This is a genomic window from Amycolatopsis sp. WAC 01376, assembly GCF_003947415.1.
Taxonomy (GTDB): domain Bacteria; phylum Actinomycetota; class Actinomycetes; order Mycobacteriales; family Pseudonocardiaceae; genus Amycolatopsis.
Map to the genome: position 1 here is coordinate 218,202 of NZ_QHKL01000008.1, position 19,215 is coordinate 237,416.

The following is a 19,215-nucleotide window of genomic DNA, read 5'->3' on the forward strand; positions in this document are numbered from 1 at the left end:
GACCAGCAACGGGCAGTCCGTGCCGATGTCCACCGCCGGTTTCCGGCAGGCGGCCGATCCGGCGCCGGTCTCGCTGCGCGAGGCGATGGCCCAGTTCGCCACCGGGATCACCGTCGTGACCGCGCCGGGCGAGCGCTGTCACGGGATGACCGCCAACGCGTTCAGCTCGGTGTCGCTCGAGCCGCCGCTGGTGCTGTGCTGCATCAGCCGTACCGCGAGGATGCACGCCGCGATCATGTCGTCGCGCACGTTCGCGGTGTCCATGCTCGGCGCCGATCAGGAGCATCTGGCGCGGTACTTCGCCGACCGGAGCCGCCCGAACGGGGTGGCCCAGTTCGACGCGGTGGACTGGGTGCCGGGCCCGCGCACGGGTGCTCCGCTGCTGTCCGGTTCGCTCGCCTGGCTGGAATGCGAGCTGGCCGAGTCCTATGACGGCGGCGACCATTCCATCTTCCTCGGCCGGGTGCTCGATTCGCGCCGGATCCCCGACCAGAAGGCGCTGGTGTTCTACGCCGGCGCCTTCCATCGGGTGGCCTGACCCGTGAAACGGAGACGTTCGATGCTGGTAAGCGTGACCGGCGCGACCGGATTCCTCGGCTCCCACTCGGTCGCCGCGATCGCCAGGGCAGGCCATTCCCTGCGCCTGCTCGTCCGCGACGAGTCCACTGTGGACAGAGCGTTGGCACCGCTCGGCGTCGACACGAGCGCGATCGAGGTGATCACCGGGGACGTGACCGACGAACGCCGGGTCGCCGCGCTGGTGCGGGGCGCCGACGCCGTGCTGCACGCGGCCGCCGTGTACTCCTTCGACAGCAGGCAACGACGCGTCATGTGGCGCACCAACGAAATCGGCACCCACGTGGTGCTCGATGCCGCACGGCGCGCGGGGGTCGGCCGGATCGTGCACGTGTCCACGGTCGGGGCGATGCTGCCCGCCGCGGCGGGCACGCTGCGGGCGGACACGCCGGTCGGTACCGCACGCGAGCCCTATCTCGCGAGCAAGGCCGCCGCCGAGGAGATCGCGCGGCGTCACCAGAGGGAAGGAGCGCCCGTCGTGATCACCTATCCGTCCGCGCTCATCGGGCCACACGACCCGTATCTCGGCGACCAGAACGCCCGGCTGCGCAACGCTTTACGCGGTCTCATGCCGATCTGGCCCGCCGGCGGTTTCCCGGTGGGAGACGTCCGCGACACGGCGAGTCTGCACGCGCGCCTGATCGACGCCGACATCCTGTCGGGAAACCGGTTCTTCGGCCCCGGCACCTATCTGTCCACCCGGGACTACGTGCGGACCCTGCGCGAGGTGACCGCCAGGGCGCTGCCCGCGCTCTTCCTCCCCGCCAGGGCGATGACACCGGTGGGCCGTCTGACGGGCGCGCTGCAACGCGTGTGGCCGTGGCACATCCCCGCCGAGTACGGCGCGATCTACCTGTGCGGCTGCGCGACCGGGGTGGCGCACGGGGAACCCACCGGGGGCGTGACCGCGCGGCCGGTGGCCGATTCCATGCGCGACACGGTGCGCTGGCTGCACGAACGGGGACTGCTCGCCGACCGGCAGTCCGGCCGGATCGCGAAGGCGGTGGCATGAGTACCGCGGAGTTCGACTTCATCCCCGTGCCCCACCACCGGCCGGATCCGCCGCGCCCGGTCAACGGGCACCGCCGCGACCGGCCCGCGCCCGCCCCCGCACCGCCTCCCGAACGGACGATGAGCCTGCTGCGCGAGCAGCGCGACGCGCTCCACGAGCGGGCGACGGCGGGCAACGCCAAGGGCGTGGACCGGCAGCACGCCCTCGGCAAACGCACCGCACGCGAGCGGCTCGACCTGCTGCTGGACCCCGGCTCCTTCACCGAGATCGAGCTCTACCGGCGTAACCACGCGAGCGGGTTCAGGATCGGCCAGAACCGGCCGCACACCGACGGCGTGATCGCGGGTTCGGGCACCATCGACGGCCGCCGGGTGTTCGTGTACGCCCAGGACTTCACGATCTTCGGCGGATCGCTCGGCGCCGCGCACGCCGCGAAGATCCACAAGGTGATGGATCTCGCCCTGTCGACCGGCTCGCCGATCATCGGGATCAACGACAGCGGCGGCGCACGCATCCAGGAAGGGGTGCTGGCGCTCGACGGCTACGGCGGGATCTTCCGCAGGCATGTGGCCGCCTCGGGGATCGTCCCGCAGATCAACGTGGTGCTCGGGCCGTGTGCCGGCGGGGCGGCCTACTCCCCCGCGCTGGCCGACTTCACGTTCATGGTCCGCGACACCGCGAAGCTCTATCTCACCGGTCCGGACGTGGTCGAAGCGGTGACCGGTGAGCGGGTCAGCCATGACGAGCTCGGCGGCGCCGACGTGCACGGAAAGCGCTCCGGCGTGGCCACCTTCGTCCACGACGACGAGGAGAGCTGCCTGGACGACGTGCGGTATCTGGTGTCGATGCTGCCCGCCAACAACCTCGACCTGCCGCCCCGCGCCGGGCCGCGGGACGCGCGGCACGACAGCCGGCCGCGACTGGCCGAAATCGTGCCCGCCGAACCCAACAAGCCCTACGACATCCGGTCGGTGATCACCGAACTGGTCGACGACGGCGAGTTCCTGGAACTGCACGAGGGCTGGGCGGCCAACATCGTCTGCGCGTTCGCCCGCATCGACGGTGAGGTCGTCGGACTGGTCGGCAACCAGCCATTGGTGCTGGCCGGGGTACTGGACATCGAGGCCGCGCAAAAGGCCGCCCGGTTCGTGCGATTCTGCGACGCGTTCGGGATCCCGCTCGTCACGCTCGTCGACGTCCCGGGCTTCCTGCCGGGCACCGAGCAGGAATACGCCGGGGTGATCCGGCACGGCGCGAAGCTGCTTTACGCCTACTGCGAGGCCACCGTGCCGCGGATCCAGGTCATCCTGCGCAAGGCGTACGGCGGCGCGTACATCGTGATGGACTCGCGGTCCATCGGCACCGACCTGTCACTGGCGTGGCCCACCAACGAAATCGCGGTGATGGGCGCGGAAGGAGCGGTGAACGTCCTGTTCCGCAAGGAACTCGCCGACTCCGCCGACCCGGCGGCACTGCGCGAGACGTTGATGGACGAGTACCTCGACGAACTGGTCCACCCCTATTACGCGGCCGAGCGCGGCCTGGTGGACGACGTCATCGATCCGGCGCGAACCAGGGCAGCCGTCGCCTCGGGGCTGGCGATGCTGAAGGACAAGCAGCGCCAGCCCGCCCGGCGCAAACACGGAAACGTGCCGCTGTAGTTTCGTGGGTGGGGCTGGTGCCGCCTTCGGCCCTGTGCAGGCGCGAGTGGCTCTGGGGTGACGCGGCACCGTACTCGCGTGATCAGACACGTATCTCGCGTGCTTGGAGACGTAACTCGCGTGATCGGACGCCGAACACCCGAGTTACGTCTCCAGACACGCGAGTTACGCGTCCAAGCACGCGAGTCACGACTTCGCTCCGCCCGCCACCCCAGGACGAACGGGCTCGCACCGCAAACCCAGGAGCGAAGGCGTCTTTCACCGCATCGGACGCGGCGAAGTGCCCCTTCACCCCACCGTCGGCCCCAACCCACGACCACGACACCTTTGACCTACCCCTCACTTAAGAGCCACAGAGACAACCCGTGGGCGAAGGCGCGGCGGCGGCGTGCGACCCGTTCGGCACCGAGCCCGCCGCCGCCGGGAACTCGGTGCGCATGCGTTCGCGCGATCCGCCGACGGACCGTGTCGCCTCCTCTTTTCGGTCGCCGGCGCCCACCATCAAACCCACCAGCTGCACCTCGAAACAATGATCGGCGTCCCACGGACTGAGTAGATAATCGCCGAGTTCGAGGGTCACCAGGCCATGGGTGGCGATCCACATCTGATGCGCCACCAGCCCGGCGTCGGCCGGGGAGAAACGCCCGGCGGAAAGGCATCTGCCCACGCACTCGACAACGTTCGACAACGTGTACCGGCCGTGTTGCCGATCCTTCTCGGACAACGAGAAACCGGCGAGCGAGGCACCGCCGAACATCACCGCGTACAGATGCGGATTCGCCAAGGCCGTATACCGGTAGGCGCGACCGAGCAGCGCCATGTCGGCCACCGGATCCGCTGTCTTGCACACACTCGTCATATGTTGCTGAAGCCGGGCGAAGCCCTCGTGGACGATCTCACGGACAAGACCGCGCATGCCGCCGAAATGGGTGTAGACCCCCATTGTCGAACTCCCCGCCGCGGCGGCCACCCGGCGCGTCGACAACGCTCCAGGCCCTTCCTCGGCAAGGAGCCTCGCCCCGATTTCCAGCAACGCCCGCTTCGCCTTCGGGTCCGACTTGCGCGGGCTCATGAAACGGACCTGCCGAATATCGACATCTAATACCCTTCGATGATCGCGGTGAACTGTTCGCAAGATCGTCGAGCGAGCGGCGGGACGAACTCAACTGGCGCGTTCTTGGAGCGCGGCCGTCCGCACGTCGAGCAGGGCGAGCAGCACCGGCGGATCCATCGCCCTGGCGGGCCGCAGGTCCAGGTCCACGTCGATCACCGGAACGTCCTGATGCACGACGAGCGGACCACGCGAACCGACGAACGGCGCGCCGTCCGGACCGATCGAACCGGTCACGGTCTCTTCGGCACCCGGCGCGACGGACTGGGCGAGCAGGTACCAGGTTCCTTCCGGCACGTTCTCGAGCACGAAATCGCCCGGCTCGGACAGCACACTGCAGCTGACCGGGTTGCCCTGCGGAATGGGGTCCCGGAACAGGCCGACGAAGGTCAGTCCACGTTCCCCTTCGCCGCATACCTGCATATCGCCACGAAGAGTCGACGACCGGCTCTCCAATTCCGAACCACGCCGCTGAGCAGGCACCGGCGCGTAACCGCGCAATTGCCGGTACGCGATGGGCGAAACCCCGACGCTCTCCTTGAATCGCGAACTGAAGGTGCCAGGGCTGTTGTAGCCGACCTGGTAACTTATATCCGCGACGGTGAACGCCGTGGAAACGAGCAGCCTCTTCGCTTCCTGGATCCGCATGGCGGACAGGAAACGCGCCGGCGAAACCCCGGTCACCCGTTGAAAGACTCTGGTAAAATGGAATTTGCTGAACATGGCACTCCGCGCCATATCGTCCACTGTCAGGCGCTCGCCAAGATTCTCCTGCATCGAAACGATCACACGCTCGACCACGACTTGCTCTGAGAATTTGTCCATAGCCCCCAGCCCCTGACCCCCTACGTCATGGCAGTCAACATATCAGGCGATAAAGGGGGCGGCAATGCTCACAGTGGGCATATCACACTAAGTACTTAGTCAATAACACACTAACAAACTCCCAACCTCGAAGGGTCGGCCATTCGGCGGCAAGACCGCCGCCGTTCGGCAGAGAGATTGCGCCGATCGAGTGACACTTTCGCGGGTGGTTACCGACAATGAATTCGGCCGTCGAGTTGAGCATAACCGAAGTAGCCCGCTTTAGCGCTCACCACTAGGATAACGTACACCCCTTTGATCAACTCGGTAATATTCCGTTCACAAACCGGTATTCGATGCCCTTTTGGGCATTCAGCGGAACGAACGGGATGCCCGCGCCGCGTGTGAAGTGGCCGGAGAACTTGCCGCCTCGGAAGGTTGCGACGCCGGCCGCGACCTTGCCCGCGCGGACAGGACGAAGCGAACCTACGGGCAACTCTGCGCCGCAATGACACCATGAAGCAACCCCATTCCGGTCCTCACGTCTTCCGGGCAAAGCTTCGAACAAGGACGTGAGAGGGGCACCGAAATGGAATTCACGGCGAAGAAGACGATCAAATTGGCCATCGCGGGCGGAGCGATCGCCGCCACCGCACTTCTTTCCGCGTGCGGCGGGAACGATGTCGCGGGAAACGGTTCTCCGGTGCGAAACGCGGCCGTCGAACAGGTGCCGGACGGCGGCGGACAGGGAGCGGCCGCCGGCGCCGTCGAGTCTTCCAAGGGTGACGTCAACTGCAGCGAGCACGGCGGCCAGGTCGGGGCGCCTGGAAGGCAGAAGATGGACCTGATCGCGGTGGCCGCCACCGACGGCACCATTCCGGGCTGCACCGAGGCGTTCACCGTGATCGCCGAGTACTACGAGAAGCTGCCGCGGGCCGAAGGTCCCGGCGAGCGGGTGCTCGACGTCCGGGGGAAGTGGACCTGCGCCCGCCAGGCGGGCTCGGCCGGCGCGCAGGGCGCGGTGGTCTGCGGCGTACCCAACAGCTCCCTGCAGCTGGAAACCAGGAAGACGCCCGGCGAGCAGCCCCGCAAATTCCCGAACTCCACCCAGCAGGTGCAGTTCACCGGGTACGACGCCACTGTCCAGATGGTCCGCTTCCAGTTGCTCACCTCGGGGGATGAGGGCAAGACCTACCGGCTTCCGCTGCACGAGGGCGCCGAGGTGCTCAGCGCGGCCACACTGTGCCCGGCCGACTCGGCCACGATCGACGACGAGGGTTACGGCAACAAGCCGTGCGGCCAGGACGAGCTGGTCCAGCAGCTCCGGGAAGGCAACCCCGTGCCGGCGCGGATCAGCGTGGACGGCGAAGACCGGATCACCACGGTCAAGGAGATCTACCGTCCCTGACCAGGGGATCGAGGACAGGCGACCGCCCGTTTTCCCACCCAGGCTTGCGCTAGGCTGAACTCAGATGTTCTCATCATCTGAGTTCAGCCTAGCGAACGGAACTGGTCCGCATGCGAGTACTCTTCGCCGGCCTTGCGTCGGCCGGCCATACCTATCCGCTGATCCCGCTCGCCATCGCCGCCAGGGACGCCGGGCACGAAGTGCATTTCGCCGCGGGCGAGCACGTCCATCCGCCGCTGCTCAGGAACGGGCTCCGGCCCTTTCGCCCGGCGGATGCGTTCTACGAGATCTACGCCGAGGACCTCGAACCGGAACTGGCCCGGCTACGGCCCGACCTCGTCGTGCACGAATGGGGATTGCCGGGAGCGGCGATCGCCGCGGAGCGCGCCGGGATCCCCGGCCTCTGGCACGGGTTCGGCCGCATGATCCCCGAGGGAATCGGGCTCCAGCAGCCGACGCGGGCCGGCGGCGCGCCCGACCGGCCACATCTCGACATCTGCCCGCCGTCCTTGCAGGACAAGGGTTTCCTCGCGACGGCCGAACGCGTCGAACTGCGTCCCGTGCCCTATTCCGAGCCGGCACCACGCGTCGAAAGGACCACGCGGCCGCTGATCTACCTGACGCTCGGCACCGCTTTCGGCACGCCGGAAATACTCACCACGGCCATCGAGGGTTTGGCCCCGCTCGGCGGGCAGATCGTGGTCGCCACCGGACGGGTCCGCCCGGAAGAACTCGGCACCGTGCCGGACAACGTCACGGTGCGGGCGTGGATATCGCAAGCGGAACTGTTGCCGCACGTCGACGCGGTCGTGCACCACGGCGGCAGCGGCACGACCCTCGGCGCACTCGCCGTCGGCGTCCCGCAGCTGATCCTCCCCCAGGGAGCCGACCAGTTCGCCAACGCCGAAGCCCTGGTGGCCGCGGGCGCCGCGCTGAGCATCCAGCCCGGTGAACTCGGCACGGAAGCGATCACCGGACACACCCGGAGCCTTCTGCCGCACCACGGAAACACCGGTCATCGCGACGCGGCCCGGGCGATCGCCGCGGAAATCGCCCGGATGCCCTCCCCCGGCGAGGTCGCCCGCGACCTGCCTCAGTGGGCCCGGCCCTCGTGAAGGTCGTGAAGGCTAAATGTGCGGTTCTCGAGGGGGGTCGTGAGTGGTAAGTGTCGTTAGAACGACCATTACCACTCACGACTGTTACCTGAAAAGGCCCAGTCACGTGTGTCGTCCGTCAGATCACGCGAAACCGCCACTCGCGCACAGGCAAGTGGAGATTCAGGACACGGCGCCTCAGAACCCGAAGAGCTCCTGCGGTACTTCGTGCTCGTCCGGCCAGGTCAGCCACGCGACGTCGGTCGGGCCGATGGCGCAGTTGGCCACCCGCCAAGACCGCGCGTCGTCGTCGACGTTCGTTTCGCTCTTCTTCTTGAGCAGGGCGACGTAGACGTCGGACATGACGCCGTCGTCCCGCTTGTTCTCGTAGACGGTGCCGGCGTAGTACGGGCGACCGGCTTCGGTGCCGCGCATCGTCCCCTGCAGGAACACCCAGGGGCCGAGCCGGTCGAGCTGTTCCACGGCCACCCGGACCCGATCGCCGAACTCCTGGTCGAGCCGGGCGGTGGCGGCCTCGAGTACCGCTTCCCGGACCGGGTCGCCGGGATTCAGCGACACCGGAACGGGTCGTGCGGACGGGGTGTACATCAAGCTACCTCCCACTGGCGGGACAGCGACGCGGCCGCATCAGCTTGCCCGGTGAAGCTCTGGCGTTGGTTCGGATCAGGTCGGCGGGGTGAGGATCTTCACGAGGCCGCCACCGCCGCCCATGCTGATCTTCTGCGAACCGTCGGGGTTGACGTTGTTCGAGCCGATGAACTGGCCATCGCCCGCGTACAACACGACGTGCCCGCCGTTGTTCGAGATCACCACGTCGCCCGGTTTCGCTTCGGAGAGCGGCACCGACTTCCAGCCGTCGGCCTCGAGGTTGGCCGACAGACCCGCGACCGAGGCACTGGCCTGCCCCTTGTCGATCAGGCCCGCCGCCTCGAGACAGCCGGAAACGAAGTTCGCGCAGTTGACGTTGTTGGGCACCCACGACTGCATGGCGGGCAGTTCACCACTGCCCTTGAGGTCACCGGCGTTGCGGCCGAGGAACTGCTCGGCGATCTTCGCCGGGTTGTCGCCTCGCGCGTCGATCGGCTTGGCGGGCCTGCCGTCGCCCTGCACTCCGGCGACACCGCCAGCGCCGCCTCCGCCACCACCGCCGCCGCCGTCCCCACCGCCGTAGCTGGGCGCACTGCCCACGTTGGAGTTGACCGGCTTCGCGTTGACGCTCGACGCCGTGGTCTGGCCGTCGTCGGCGGGGATGAGCTCGATGAAACCGCCTTCGATCTCGAGGCCGAGCGGCTTGAGGAGGTCGTCGATCTGCTTCTCGGCGTCGTCCAGCGCTTTCTCGATCTCGTCCTTCTTGCCGTTCGAGTCTTTTTCGTTGAGCTTCCGGAGGCGCTCGATGTCCGTCGCGGCGGCGGCGATGTCGTTGTCGTCTTTCGAGCTGTTCTTCCGGCGGCGGGCCGCGTCGATCAGCTTGCGGTTGTCCGAGTCCTTGTCATTGGCTTCCTGGGCGAGCTGTGCGACCTTCTTCTTGACCTCGTCCAGGATCTCGGAGACCCGCTGGAGGATGTTCTTGGCCGCCTCGGCCTTGTCGCTGACCTTGTAGCTGGCCTTGCCGAGCTTTTCGAGGTGCTCGGCGACGGCGTCGGCGTCCTTGCCCTCCCAGTTGCGCAGGACGTCGTCGCGGAAGACCTTGAGGTCGTCTCCGAGGTCGTTCGCCTTCGTGGCCGCCCCGCCGACCTTCCTCGCCTGGTCGTTGACCGCGCTCGAATTCAGCTTCTGCGCCTGCTGGGCGTGCTTGTCGATGGCGTCCAACGACTTCGGGCGGTCATGCGACGGGTCGTCGAGCGTGCTCGGATTCCGCTCCGCGGTGGTCATCGGTAAATCCCCCTGCTTCCCGTCTCAGTCCGATCAATCCCGCTCGCGGGCGCCGCCGCGGAGGGTGTCGACACCCGCGGCTTCGTCGTTCCGCATCCGCTGGGCGGCGTTGGCCAACGCGTTCGACGCGGCGTCGACGAGCTTCGCGGCGGCCGCCAGCTCGGCGTTCACGCCGCGGTGGAACCCCTTCATGGTGGTCCCCGTGCTGGCCGCGTTCTTCAGGTCGCCGAACGCGCCTCCGGGATCGCCGTCGCCAAGGTCCTTGCCCGTGCCGCTGTAACCGTCCTTGAGCCCGCCGACCTTCTTGGCCAGCGCGGCGATCTGCTCTGGATCGAATCGGCGAGTCATGGATGATCCCTCCAGTCCGGCGCCTGCGCGCGTGCTTGCCTGACCCACACTGCTCTACCCGCGCACCTTATGAGTTCACACCCACCCGTGCGCGTCGTTTCCCGAAACGCGATGACGCCGTTCGTGTACATCGACGCATCCGCCCGCGCGGTGGTTCCCGGAAGATTTCCGCACCCGGTCCACCGCGTGTCGACGACGCCCTCGGCGGGAAGATCTTACCCTCTCGACCCCCGCGGATCACGGGACGGCGAGCCGGGTCCGGCTACGTTCCGCGACCGGGTTCCACCCGGCCGGGTCACCGGAACAACTCGTTTCCCGGATACGGGGACCTTTGCGAGGATGGGCCGCGATGACCACCGATCGGCGCACTCGCGCCCTGAATTCCCTGTACGGACTTGCCCTCGGCGATGCACTGGGTTCCCAGTTCTTCGTCCCCGACAACCGCGACGCCTGGCAACGGCGGCAGCTGCCGCCAGGCCCCTGGCAATGGACCGACGACGCCGAAATGGCGTGTTCCGTTTTCGCCGTCCTGCGGCAGGCCGGCCGAGTCGACCAAGACCGCTTGGCCGCGAGCTTCGCGACACACCACGATTTCGACCGCGGCTACGGGCCGTCCATGAACCGTCTACTCCGCCTCGTCCGTGAGGGTGGCTCGTGGCGTGAGCTGGCCACAGACCTGTTCGACGGACAGGGTTCGTGGGGCAACGGAGCGGCCATGCGGGTCGCGCCGCTCGGGGCTTGGTTCGCCGGCGATCCCGACGAGGCCGGGCGTCAAGCGGCGCTTTCGGCCGAGGTGACCCACACCCATCCGGACGGTGTGGCCGGCGCGATCGCGGTCGCGGTCGCCGCCTCGCTGGCCGCGCCGCCCACCCCGCCGTCACCGGCGGATTTCCTCGACCAGGTCCTGCGACGGGTACCGCCCGGCCGGGTGCGCGACGGTGTCCTGGCCGCCAGGGAGCTGGCGCACGTGCCCTCGTCCGCGACCGCCGCCCACGAGCTGGGCAACGGCAGCCACACCGGCGCCCACGACACGGTGCCGTTCACGCTGTGGGCCGCGGCCCGCCACCTCGACGACTACGAGCAGGCCTTCTGGGCCACGGCGAGCGCCGGTGGCGACGTCGACACCACCTGCGCCATCGTCGGGGGCATCGTCGCCGCGCGCGTCGGCGTCGAGGGTCTGCCGTGGTCTTGGCGAGCCGCTTGCGAATCGCTTCCGGAATGGGCGGGCGCGGAGTCCTAGACCAGGCCGAGTTCGCGTGCCCGGACACCCGCCTGGAAGCGGGATTCGGCGCCCAGCGCGGACATCAGCTCGGCGACCCGGCGCCGGTAGGTCCGCACGCCGAGGCCGAGAGTGCGGGCGGCGGCTTCGTCCTTGACACCACTGCCGAGCAGGTCCAGCACCGCGGGCGCGAGCCGCCGGATCTCGGCGACCTGCGCGTCGTAGACGGCGAGATCGGTCGCCGATCGCCAGGCCGTTTCGAACAGCGACATCACGCCCTGCACGGTTTCCGGCTGAGTGATGACGCTGTAGCCGCGTTGCCCGGCGGTGAGGTCGCCGGCCAGGATCACGACCCTGCCGTCCAGGATGATCGTCTCGTTGACGTCCTCGGTGGAGATGCGGATCCGCGCGCCGAACCGCTCGCTGACCCGCGCCAGCTCCCGCGCGGACGCCGAGTCGAGCAGCAGACCGGCCCGGTAGATCTTGCGGATCCGCACCTCGCCGGACCGGCGCTCGGCGGCCGCGGTGAGCTCGTCCGACCGGCGATCGGCCACCCAGGTCGCGAGGTCGTTGGCGGCGCACGCCAGGTCGGTCACGGTCGAGAACAGGTGCCCGACCCGGCGGAACAGCTCTTCTTCGCCGCGCACGACCGTGACCGAATCGCCCGCCCTCGTGAGGCCGTCACCCGTCCGCATGCCATCGATACTGCCCCAACCGCGCGGCCCGCCGGCAGGTTGTTGCCATTTCCTGACTACCGGCGGGCCCCTCACGACGCTGATGGGTATGACGAACCTTCACGAAAACGCGGGCACCTGGCGGCTCGGCGACCTCACCGTGCACCGCGTCGGCCTCGGCGCGATGCGGTTGACCGGGATGCCGTGGGACGAGAAGCCCAAGAGCCGCGAGGACGCGATCACCGTCCTGCGCCGCGCGATCGAACTCGGTGTCGACCACATCGACACCGCTTCGTTCTACTTCACTGCCCAGCGGTCGGCGAACGAGTTGATCAGCACCGCGCTCCAGCCCTATCCAGGAGACCTCGTGATCACCACGAAGGTCGGCGCGGGCCGCTCGCGCGACGGCGAGTTCTCGTTCGCGCGGCCGGATCAGCTCCGCGGCCAGGTCGAGGAGAACATCCGGCAGCTCGGTCTCGACCACCTCGACGTCGTCAACCTGCGCTGGGGCTCCGGGATGGGCAAGGAGCCCGGATCGGTGGCCGAACACTTCGGCGCGCTGGCCGACCTGCGCGAGGCGGGGCTGATCCGCCACCTCGGCATGTCCAACATCGTGGCGGACCAGCTGACCGAAGCGAGGACGATCGCACCGGTGGTCTGCGTGCAGAACCGCTACAGCCTGGCCGACCGCGAGGACGACGCCCTGGTCGGCCTCTGCGCGGAGCACGGCATCGCGTTCGTGCCGTTCTTCGCCGTCACGACGTCGGTTCCCGGCGCTCCCACGCCCGGCGCCGTTCCGGGCGAGGCCGAGGTCGCGAAGGTCGCGGCGGCACACGACGCGACGCCGGCGCAGATCCGGCTCGCCTGGACCCTGCACCGCGGCGAGCACGTCCTCGCCATCCCGGGCACCGGCGATCCCCGGCATCTGGAGGAGAACGTCGCGGCGGGCGGCATCCGGTTGAGCGACGACGAACTGGCGCTGCTCGACACGGCCGGCCGCGGCGGGCGAGAGTGAGCGGCCGGTCCAGGTGGTCTCGCCTGGCTTGCTGACCTGCGAAAAGAGAGCGGGGGACCTTTGCTATCGCGTTCCCGGCGGGCGGGGTGTGTGAGTGGCGATTCGGGTTAGGGCCAAGGGTGTCTTAGGTACCTACGTGGATTCCGGCTGCGGTTGTTCTCAGGCTCGAGTCCGTGAACGACTGCCGGTCAGACGCTTGCGTGAGTGGTCACGGTCCGTGGGGCTGTCGTGAAGGGCCCCTTTGAGACGTTGAAGGTCTCAAAGGGGCCCTTCACGACATAAGAGCTCGATGCCGTACCGCCGGAAGCACTGAAGCAGCCGCGCGCTCAGCCTCGCCACTCACGACCCGCTGTACCGAGGCATCACCGGCGGACGCGGTGGTCCACGGCGACCCAGTTCGTTTCCCAGGTCGTCCCGCCGTCGGCCGAGAACGCCTGCTCGAATCTCGCCACGTCCGGACCTTGCCGGACGATGAGGAAGCGCACCTTGATCGGCCGGTCGCCGAGCCGGTCGTCGCCGTGGAACTCGCCGACACCGTCGCGGAAGCCGCCGAAGACCGCCGGGGTGAGCAGGCCGTCGCGCATGTTGACGAAGGTCAGGCTCCACCGCTGCGCCTGGGGTTCGTACAGCCGCAGGTTGAGCGCGTCGATGCGGCCGTTCGGCCCCGAGACCGCGAATTCGAGGACGTTCGCCCGCCGGTCCATGAGCGGGCGCACGGTGCTGGTGCCGTCGAACTGGAGCCACTGGTCCGCGGAGCCGGAAAGCGGTTCGGCGAGCACCCGCACCGAGGACCGCCAGGTCCCGATTTCCCAGTCGAACGCTCGCTGCGCATCGGGAACCGAGGCGACCGAAGCGACCGAGGCCGCGGGAGAGACCGCTGTCGCGATCAGGAGGAGAGCCGAAAGGCCCACTGTCAGGATTCGTTTGTATGGCACCGTCATGGTCCGACTATCCGAGCGGAGGACGGCCATGAACAAGAAGGCACCTGCGGGTAACCTTTCGCGTCCCAACCCGCTGCCCGGCTGTCCGATGGCCGCGGCGTTCGCCGCGATCGGCGGGAAATGGAAGCTGACCCTGCTGTACTGGCTCGCCCACGGCGAGTCCCATTTCGCCGGTCTTCGCCGCCGGGGCGCACCGATCACGCCCAAGGTGCTGGCCGAGCAGTTGCGCGAACTCGAGGCCGACGGACTCGTCGAACGCGTGGTCACCGGGCCCGTCCCGGCGCGTGTCATCTACCGGCTCACGCCCTACGGGGCCACGGTCCTGCCCGTGGTCGAGGAGGTCCGGGTCTGGGGCGAGGCGCATCTCCGGCGCACCCGTGGCGACGCCGCGCCGAACACGGCGATGGGGTGCGCCGAGGCGATCAGGTAGTCACTTCGCACCGGCCCGGCGGGCGGCGGTCGCGGTGGCGAGGGTCTGGAAGACCTCCTGGGTGGCGGCGAGGTCGATGCAGGCGTCCGTGATGGACTGGCCGTAGGTGAGCGGCCGGTCGGGGTGCAGGTCCTGGCGGCCCGCCTGGAGATTCGATTCGAGCATGACCCCGACGATGCCGCGCTGGCCGTTCTTGATCTGTTCGGCGATCTGGCCGGCGACGACGGCCTGGCGGAGATGGTCCTTGCGGCTGTTGTCGTGGCTGGCGTCGATCACCACACGGCGCGGCAGGCCCGCGTTCTGCAGGGCGGTGAGCGTCGCGCGGACGGACGCGGGATTGTGGTTCGGCTCGCTGTTGCCGCCGCGCAGGACGACGTGGCAGTCCGGGTTGCCGGCGGTGTGCAGGATGGCGGGCAGCCCGCTGGGGTCGACACCGGGGACGACGTGGCGCGCCTCGGCGGCACGGATCGCGTCGACCGCGACGGTGACATCGCCGTCGCGGCGGTTCTTGAAGCCGACCGGCATGGACAGGCCGCTGGCCAGCATGCGGTGGTTCTGGCTTTCCACCGTGCGGGCGCCGATCGCGCCCCACGAAACGGTGTCGGCGAGATAGGCCGGGATGGTGGTGTCCAGCCATTCGCACGCGGCGGGCAGGCCGCCCTCGGCGAGTTCGAGGAGCAGATCCCTCGCGATGCGCAGGCCGCGGTTGACGTCGCCGGTGCCGTCGAGGTGCGGGTCGTTGATGAGCCCTTTCCAGCCGCCGATCGTGCGGGGTTTTTCGAAGTACACGCGCATGACGATGAGGAGGTCGTTGACGAAGCGGCCGGCGAGGGCGGCGAGGCGGTCGGCGTATTCGAGGGCGGCGGCGGGATCGTGGATGGAACAGGGCCCGGCGATCACGAGCAGCCGGTCGTCCGTGCCGTCGAGGACACGGAGGACGTTTTCCCTGCCTTGCCGCACCGTGTCGGCCGCGGTGGGGCTGAGCGGCAGTTCGTGGTGCAGCAAGGCGGGGGTGACCAGTGGGACCATGCGGTCGATGCGCTGGTTGTCGAGTTCGACCGCGGCGATGGTTGTCATCACAGATATCCAGGATTTCTGCCGTCACCGGGCGGGCGGGAAAGCCGGGATTTCCCGGCCCGGTCGGCGGTCTCGGGTGATTGAAAAGGCAAGCCCGGCATTATTCGAGCGAGAATTCTCTTACCCGGAATCTTCCACCATCCGCCACTCGAAACAATGGTCCAACCCGATTCAGCGACCGGTCCAGATCGGCTCCCGTTTTTCGGCGAAGGCACGGGCTCCTTCGCTCGCGTCGGCGCTGCGCCGTCGGCGTTCTTCCCACTGATAAGAGGTTCTGAACGCCTCTTCGAGCGGGAGGTCGAGCGAGCGCAGCGCGGCCTCCTTGATCGCGCGGACCGAAAGCGGAGCGGCGCGCACGAGGCTGTCCGTCCATTCCGCGACGCACCGATCCAGGTCGGCGAACGGTACGACTTCGTTCACCAGCCCGTGGCGAAGCGCCGTCGCCGCGTCCATTCTGCGCCCGGTCAGCAGATAGCCCATCGCCACCTTCTGCGGAAGCTGGCGCGGCAACCGGAACACGCCGCCCGCACCGGCGATCAGGCCGAGACGGACCTCCGGCAACGCGAAGACCGCGTCCTCGGAGGCGACGACGATGTCGCAGGCGAGCACCAGTTCGAAACCGCCGCCCAGCGCGTAGCCGTGCACCCTGGCGACCACCGGTTTGGACAGCGTGAACCGGTCGGTCAGCCGGGGATGCCCCGGCTGACCACCGCTGCCGAACGTCGAGGCCTCGACGCCTTCCTCGGTCAGCCGCGCACGTTCCTTGAGGTCCTGGCCGACGGAGAAGGCGCGCTCTCCCGCGCCGGTCAGGACCACCGCCCTGATGTCGTCGTCGGCTTCGACGTCGTCCCAGATCCCGGCGAGTTCCGTGTGCATCCGCCGGTCCATCGCGTTCAGCACTTCGGGCCGGTCCATCGTCACGTAGGCGACGTGGTCCTTTTTCTCGTACCGCACCCCGGTTTCACTCATCGCGAGCCCACCGCGAAACCGTCCACCTTGCCGATCACGTCCGCGCCGTAGATGCGCAAAGCCTGCTGCAGCGCGAATTCGGCCAGGTACCGGCGGAATTCCTCCGGCGGTTCCTCGGCGAGGTTCAGCATGCGCCGGTTGGCCACCACGGCTTCCCCGTCGAGCCGCGCCAGCGCGTGGTCGATCGCCTCGTCCATCTCCGCCGGCGGGACGACCTCGTCCACAATGGACTTGGCGTCGGGTTCGCCTGCCTGGAGCCGCCGTCCGCCGAGGATCACCTGCCGGGCCACCCGCGGCCCGGCGATGCGGGAAAGCCGGAAGTTCGACGCGCCGGGGATGATCCCTTCCTTCGCCGCGGGCAGGCTGAGGTACGCGTCGGACGCCGCCAGCACGTGGTCGAAGACCAGGAGGAGCTGCGTCCCGCCGCCGATGGCGAACGAATCGACGGCCGCCATCCACGGCTTGTCGGTCAACCGCGACTGCCACGAGCCGTCCGTGAGCAACCCGCGGAAGATCTTCTGGAGGTAGCCCATTTCCCGCCGCAGAAGGAAATCGACGAGCGGGATGTCGCCGGAGCTGAGCTTCTTGAGGTTGATCCCCGCGCAGAACACCCGGCGCCCCACGTACCGCGGATGACTCATCACCCCGCCCCGCAACAGTCCCACCCGGACGGACGGATCGAGCAGCACCAGGTCGACCGCGGTCTCCATGTCGTCGACCTGCTGGGCGTCCTCGGCGTTCAGGCAGTCGTCACGGCACAGGGTCAGATACGCGACGCCGTCACGGCGTTCCAGCCGGACGGCCTCCAGCTGAAGGACACCGGTCTCGGCGAACTCGGGCAGCAGCCGCAGCGCCCTGGCGGTGGGCCTCAGCATGGCGTCGAGCAGATGCGGACCGGCCTTCGGCGCGCGCAGGATCCCGCGCAGGAAGATGCCCTGGTCGATCTCGCGTCCTTCCTTCTCCGCCTGCGGACGCGATCGCTCGGCCGCCATCTGCTCTTCCGACGGCACCAGACCGGGAAAGGCGAGGGCCGCGGCCCGGACGAGTTCGTCGATGCGCAGGTACCGCGTCCGGCCGGCGGTGAGTTCGTCGTAGATCTCTTCGGCGTGCGCCTCGACGAAGGCCGTGCGCCGGGCACGGACGTCGTCGTCCACCCGGTGGGCCTCCCCCGCCAGGGCCCGGAGATCGAGCCCTGGCGAATCCGTTGTCACGACTTGGCTTCCCGCCGCAAGGCCCGGTCGGCCGCCGCCAGGTGGGAACCGAGCGCCTCCTCGAAGGTGGTCGAGCCCGCTTCGAAGATCAGCTGACGGCGGATCGCCGTTTCGGGTCCGTCCGTGACGCGGGCCAGCTCGGCCAGCGTCTTCGCGGGGTCGTCGGACACCTCGTCGATCAGGTCGAGGGCGAGCGCGCGATCCGCCTCGATCGGAGTGCCGACCAGCACGGCCCGCCGGATGGCGTCCGCGCCGGCCTGCTGGGTGAGCCGGTAGACGCTCATCCCCGGCCAGGCGCCGCCACCCGCCCAGGCGAGCCGCAACCGGGTCCCCGGCTCGGCGATCCGGATGTCGGCGGCGAGCAGCAGATCCAGTGCCATTCCGGCACATTCGCCCGACGCCACCGCGACCGTGAGCCTGCCGAGCCGCTCGAACCGGCGCACGGCCCGCTCCCATTTGGAGACAAGGCCGACCGCCAGCCCTTTCGCCCAGTCGGCGGGCGGGGCGCCCGTGACGTGGATGGCGACCGGTCCCGGTTCACGCTGGTCCTCGGCACGGTCGCAGAGGCCGTCGATCTCCTCGACCGCCGCGGCGGACAGCGGCCGGGAACCGTCGAAGCGCAGCACCGGTTCGCCCTTGATTTCGTTACGCGTCACCATTGAATAAGCGCCATTTCGATTGTGGAGCCAGGCCCCATGGTCATGAGCACGCCGTAGTCCCCCGGGCGGGCGACGTCTTCGTCGGCGAGCCGCTCGAAGGAGAAGAGGAAGGAGCCGCTGGAAAGGTTCCCGTAGTCACGGAGCACACCGGTGGTGTGGCGGACGTCGTGCCGGCTCAGGCCGAGGTTGACGACGACGGCGTCGATCACCTTCTTCCCGCCCGAGTGCACCAGCCAGTGGCCGATGTCGCTGCGGCGCAGGCCCGTCCCGGACAGCAGCCGGTCGATGACGATTTCGGCGTGCGCGCCGACCACGTAAGGAATCTGCGGGTCGAGGAAGAAACTGAACCGGTCCTGGTCACGGTCCCAGTCGTAGCGCATCGCGTCGACGGCGTCGGTGATGATGTAGCTGGCGAACTTCAGGACGCGCGGACCCGGCACGCTTCCGTCGCCGGAAATGAGCGCGAGGGCCGCGGATCCGTCACCGAAAAGGCTGTTGACCACGGCGGTCCGCATGGTGCCGTCGAGGGCGTAGGCGGCGGAACACGCCTCACTGCACAGGACGACGCCGAGTTCGCCCGGATGGGCCGCGGACCAGCCCGAAACCACGTTGAGCGCGTTCAGTCCGGCGTTGCAGCCCATGCCCACGATGTCCGAACGGCTGCAATGCGGGTCGATGCCCAGCTCTCGGATGATCAGCGCGCTCAGCCCGGGGGTCAGGAAACCGGTCGAGGTGACACAGCACAGGTGACGCAGGTCCGAAAGCGTCGCTCCGGCCGACTTCAGGCAGGCTTCCAGCGCCCGGCAGCCCATGTCGACGGCGATCTTCTTGTGCTTGTCGAGAAGGTCACCCTGCGGTTCCGCCGCGCGGGCGCCACCGGGACCCTGCGGCGGCAAGGTGAGGAAACGCCGGTCTATGGCGCTGTTGAGGAAGATCGAGCGGATCTTCGGATCCTCGATGTCGAGGATTTCCAGAAGTTCGGATTGCGAGTAGGACGACGCGGAAACCGCCGTCCCCACACCGGCGAACCGGGTGATCTCGGTGAGTCCGGTGAGGACGGAGAGATCCTCGGCCGGTTCGGTGATGGCAGTCATCGGTACATCCACCCCCATG

General features: G+C 68.6%; 20 protein-coding genes. 8 read left to right on the forward strand and 12 right to left on the reverse strand.

What is annotated here, in order from left to right; translation table 11 throughout:
- The first annotated feature begins 25 nt into the window (after positions 1–25).
- From DMH03_RS34360 to DMH03_RS34370, 3 genes are read left to right on the forward strand one after another with little or no spacing between them, the layout of a single operon-like run.
- Positions 26–538 carry a flavin reductase family protein gene (locus tag DMH03_RS34360; protein WP_199749147.1) on the forward strand — a complete coding sequence of 171 codons (513 nt, stop codon included), beginning with the start codon at positions 26–28 and terminating at the stop codon, positions 536–538.
- 21 nt (positions 539–559) lie between these two features.
- The gene (locus tag DMH03_RS34365; protein WP_125796173.1) at positions 560–1,588 is read left to right on the forward strand and encodes an SDR family NAD(P)-dependent oxidoreductase; all 1,029 of its coding nucleotides are present in this window, start codon (positions 560–562) and stop codon (positions 1,586–1,588) included.
- Complete coding sequence (locus DMH03_RS34370; RefSeq protein WP_370311014.1) at positions 1,585–3,249, forward strand: acyl-CoA carboxylase subunit beta; 1,665 nt, start codon at positions 1,585–1,587, stop codon at positions 3,247–3,249. Before DMH03_RS34365 ends, DMH03_RS34370 begins: the two co-directional genes overlap by 4 nt.
- Positions 3,250–3,592: 343 nt before the next feature.
- On the opposite strand, the gene DMH03_RS34375 is transcribed toward DMH03_RS34370, so the two are convergent.
- Both DMH03_RS34375 and DMH03_RS34380 read right to left on the reverse strand, forming a co-directional pair.
- Positions 3,593–4,321, reverse strand: a complete 729-nt coding sequence (locus tag DMH03_RS34375) for a TetR/AcrR family transcriptional regulator (protein ID WP_125796174.1) — start codon at positions 4,319–4,321, stop codon at positions 3,593–3,595.
- A 90-nt stretch (positions 4,322–4,411) separates the two neighbouring features.
- Positions 4,412–5,185: an AraC family transcriptional regulator gene (locus tag DMH03_RS34380; protein ID WP_125796175.1), complete on the reverse strand. Its 774-nt coding sequence runs from the start codon at positions 5,183–5,185 to the stop codon at positions 4,412–4,414.
- Between the two features lie 568 nt (positions 5,186–5,753).
- Here DMH03_RS34380 and DMH03_RS34385 point away from each other — a divergent pair.
- Both DMH03_RS34385 and DMH03_RS34390 read left to right on the forward strand, forming a co-directional pair.
- Positions 5,754–6,572 (forward strand): hypothetical protein, encoded by an 819-nt coding sequence (locus DMH03_RS34385; RefSeq protein WP_125796176.1) that lies wholly within the window; start codon positions 5,754–5,756, stop codon positions 6,570–6,572.
- A 110-nt stretch (positions 6,573–6,682) separates the two neighbouring features.
- Positions 6,683–7,687, forward strand: coding sequence for a glycosyltransferase (locus DMH03_RS34390; RefSeq protein WP_125796177.1), 1,005 nt, complete (start codon positions 6,683–6,685; stop codon positions 7,685–7,687).
- Positions 7,688–7,864: 177 nt separating this feature from the next.
- Here the strand turns inward: DMH03_RS34390 and DMH03_RS34395 are convergent, their stop codons facing one another.
- The 3 genes from DMH03_RS34395 to DMH03_RS34405 all read right to left on the reverse strand — a co-directional run bounded on the left by DMH03_RS34395 (position 7,865) and on the right by DMH03_RS34405 (position 9,907).
- Positions 7,865–8,275, reverse strand: coding sequence for a hypothetical protein (locus tag DMH03_RS34395; protein ID WP_125796178.1), 411 nt, complete (start codon positions 8,273–8,275; stop codon positions 7,865–7,867).
- Positions 8,276–8,350: 75 nt separating this feature from the next.
- Positions 8,351–9,559: a peptidoglycan-binding protein gene (locus tag DMH03_RS34400; protein ID WP_125796179.1), complete on the reverse strand. Its 1,209-nt coding sequence runs from the start codon at positions 9,557–9,559 to the stop codon at positions 8,351–8,353.
- Between the two features lie 33 nt (positions 9,560–9,592).
- Complete coding sequence (locus DMH03_RS34405) at positions 9,593–9,907, reverse strand: hypothetical protein (protein WP_125796180.1); 315 nt, start codon at positions 9,905–9,907, stop codon at positions 9,593–9,595.
- Between the two features lie 349 nt (positions 9,908–10,256).
- On the opposite strand from DMH03_RS34405, the gene DMH03_RS34410 reads away from it, so the two are divergent.
- Positions 10,257–11,147, forward strand: a complete 891-nt coding sequence (locus DMH03_RS34410) for an ADP-ribosylglycohydrolase family protein (protein ID WP_125796181.1) — start codon at positions 10,257–10,259, stop codon at positions 11,145–11,147.
- Here the strand turns inward: DMH03_RS34410 and DMH03_RS34415 are convergent.
- Complete coding sequence (locus tag DMH03_RS34415) at positions 11,144–11,821, reverse strand: response regulator transcription factor (RefSeq protein ID WP_125796182.1); 678 nt, start codon at positions 11,819–11,821, stop codon at positions 11,144–11,146. The genes DMH03_RS34410 and DMH03_RS34415 overlap by 4 nt on opposite strands.
- Positions 11,822–11,909: 88 nt before the next feature.
- On the opposite strand from DMH03_RS34415, the gene DMH03_RS34420 reads away from it, so the two are divergent.
- Entirely contained in the window at positions 11,910–12,815 is a 906-nt protein-coding gene (locus DMH03_RS34420) for an oxidoreductase (protein WP_125796183.1), read from the forward strand.
- 362 nt (positions 12,816–13,177) lie between these two features.
- Here DMH03_RS34420 and DMH03_RS34425 read toward each other — a convergent pair whose 3' ends face one another.
- On the reverse strand, positions 13,178–13,756 hold the full coding sequence (locus DMH03_RS34425; RefSeq protein ID WP_233611791.1) for a hypothetical protein: 579 nt from the start codon (positions 13,754–13,756) through the stop codon (positions 13,178–13,180).
- A 28-nt stretch (positions 13,757–13,784) separates the two neighbouring features.
- Here DMH03_RS34425 and DMH03_RS34430 point away from each other — a divergent pair, with 28 nt between their 5' ends.
- Entirely contained in the window at positions 13,785–14,186 is a 402-nt protein-coding gene (locus tag DMH03_RS34430) for a helix-turn-helix domain-containing protein (protein ID WP_233611792.1), read from the forward strand.
- Here DMH03_RS34430 and DMH03_RS34435 read toward each other — a convergent pair whose 3' ends face one another.
- From DMH03_RS34435 to dpgA, 5 genes are all read right to left on the reverse strand, one after another.
- Positions 14,187–15,263: a 3-deoxy-7-phosphoheptulonate synthase gene (locus DMH03_RS34435; RefSeq protein ID WP_125796184.1), complete on the reverse strand. Its 1,077-nt coding sequence runs from the start codon at positions 15,261–15,263 to the stop codon at positions 14,187–14,189.
- A 171-nt stretch (positions 15,264–15,434) separates the two neighbouring features.
- Positions 15,435–16,232: an enoyl-CoA-hydratase DpgD gene (gene dpgD, locus DMH03_RS34440; protein WP_125796185.1), complete on the reverse strand. Its 798-nt coding sequence runs from the start codon at positions 16,230–16,232 to the stop codon at positions 15,435–15,437.
- A complete protein-coding gene (dpgC, locus tag DMH03_RS34445; RefSeq protein WP_125796186.1) occupies positions 16,229–17,443 on the reverse strand; it encodes a (3,5-dihydroxyphenyl)acetyl-CoA 1,2-dioxygenase DpgC in 1,215 nt (404 codons plus the stop codon). Before dpgC ends, dpgD begins: the two co-directional genes overlap by 4 nt.
- Positions 17,440–18,102 (reverse strand): enoyl-CoA-hydratase DpgB, encoded by a 663-nt coding sequence (gene dpgB / locus DMH03_RS34450; RefSeq protein WP_125796187.1) that lies wholly within the window; start codon positions 18,100–18,102, stop codon positions 17,440–17,442. Before dpgB ends, dpgC begins: the two co-directional genes overlap by 4 nt.
- Positions 18,096–19,196, reverse strand: coding sequence for a 3,5-dihydroxyphenylacetyl-CoA synthase DpgA (gene dpgA, locus DMH03_RS34455; protein ID WP_125796188.1), 1,101 nt, complete (start codon positions 19,194–19,196; stop codon positions 18,096–18,098). The genes dpgB and dpgA overlap by 7 nt, the downstream gene beginning before the upstream one ends.
- Between the last annotated feature and the right edge of the window lie 19 nt (positions 19,197–19,215).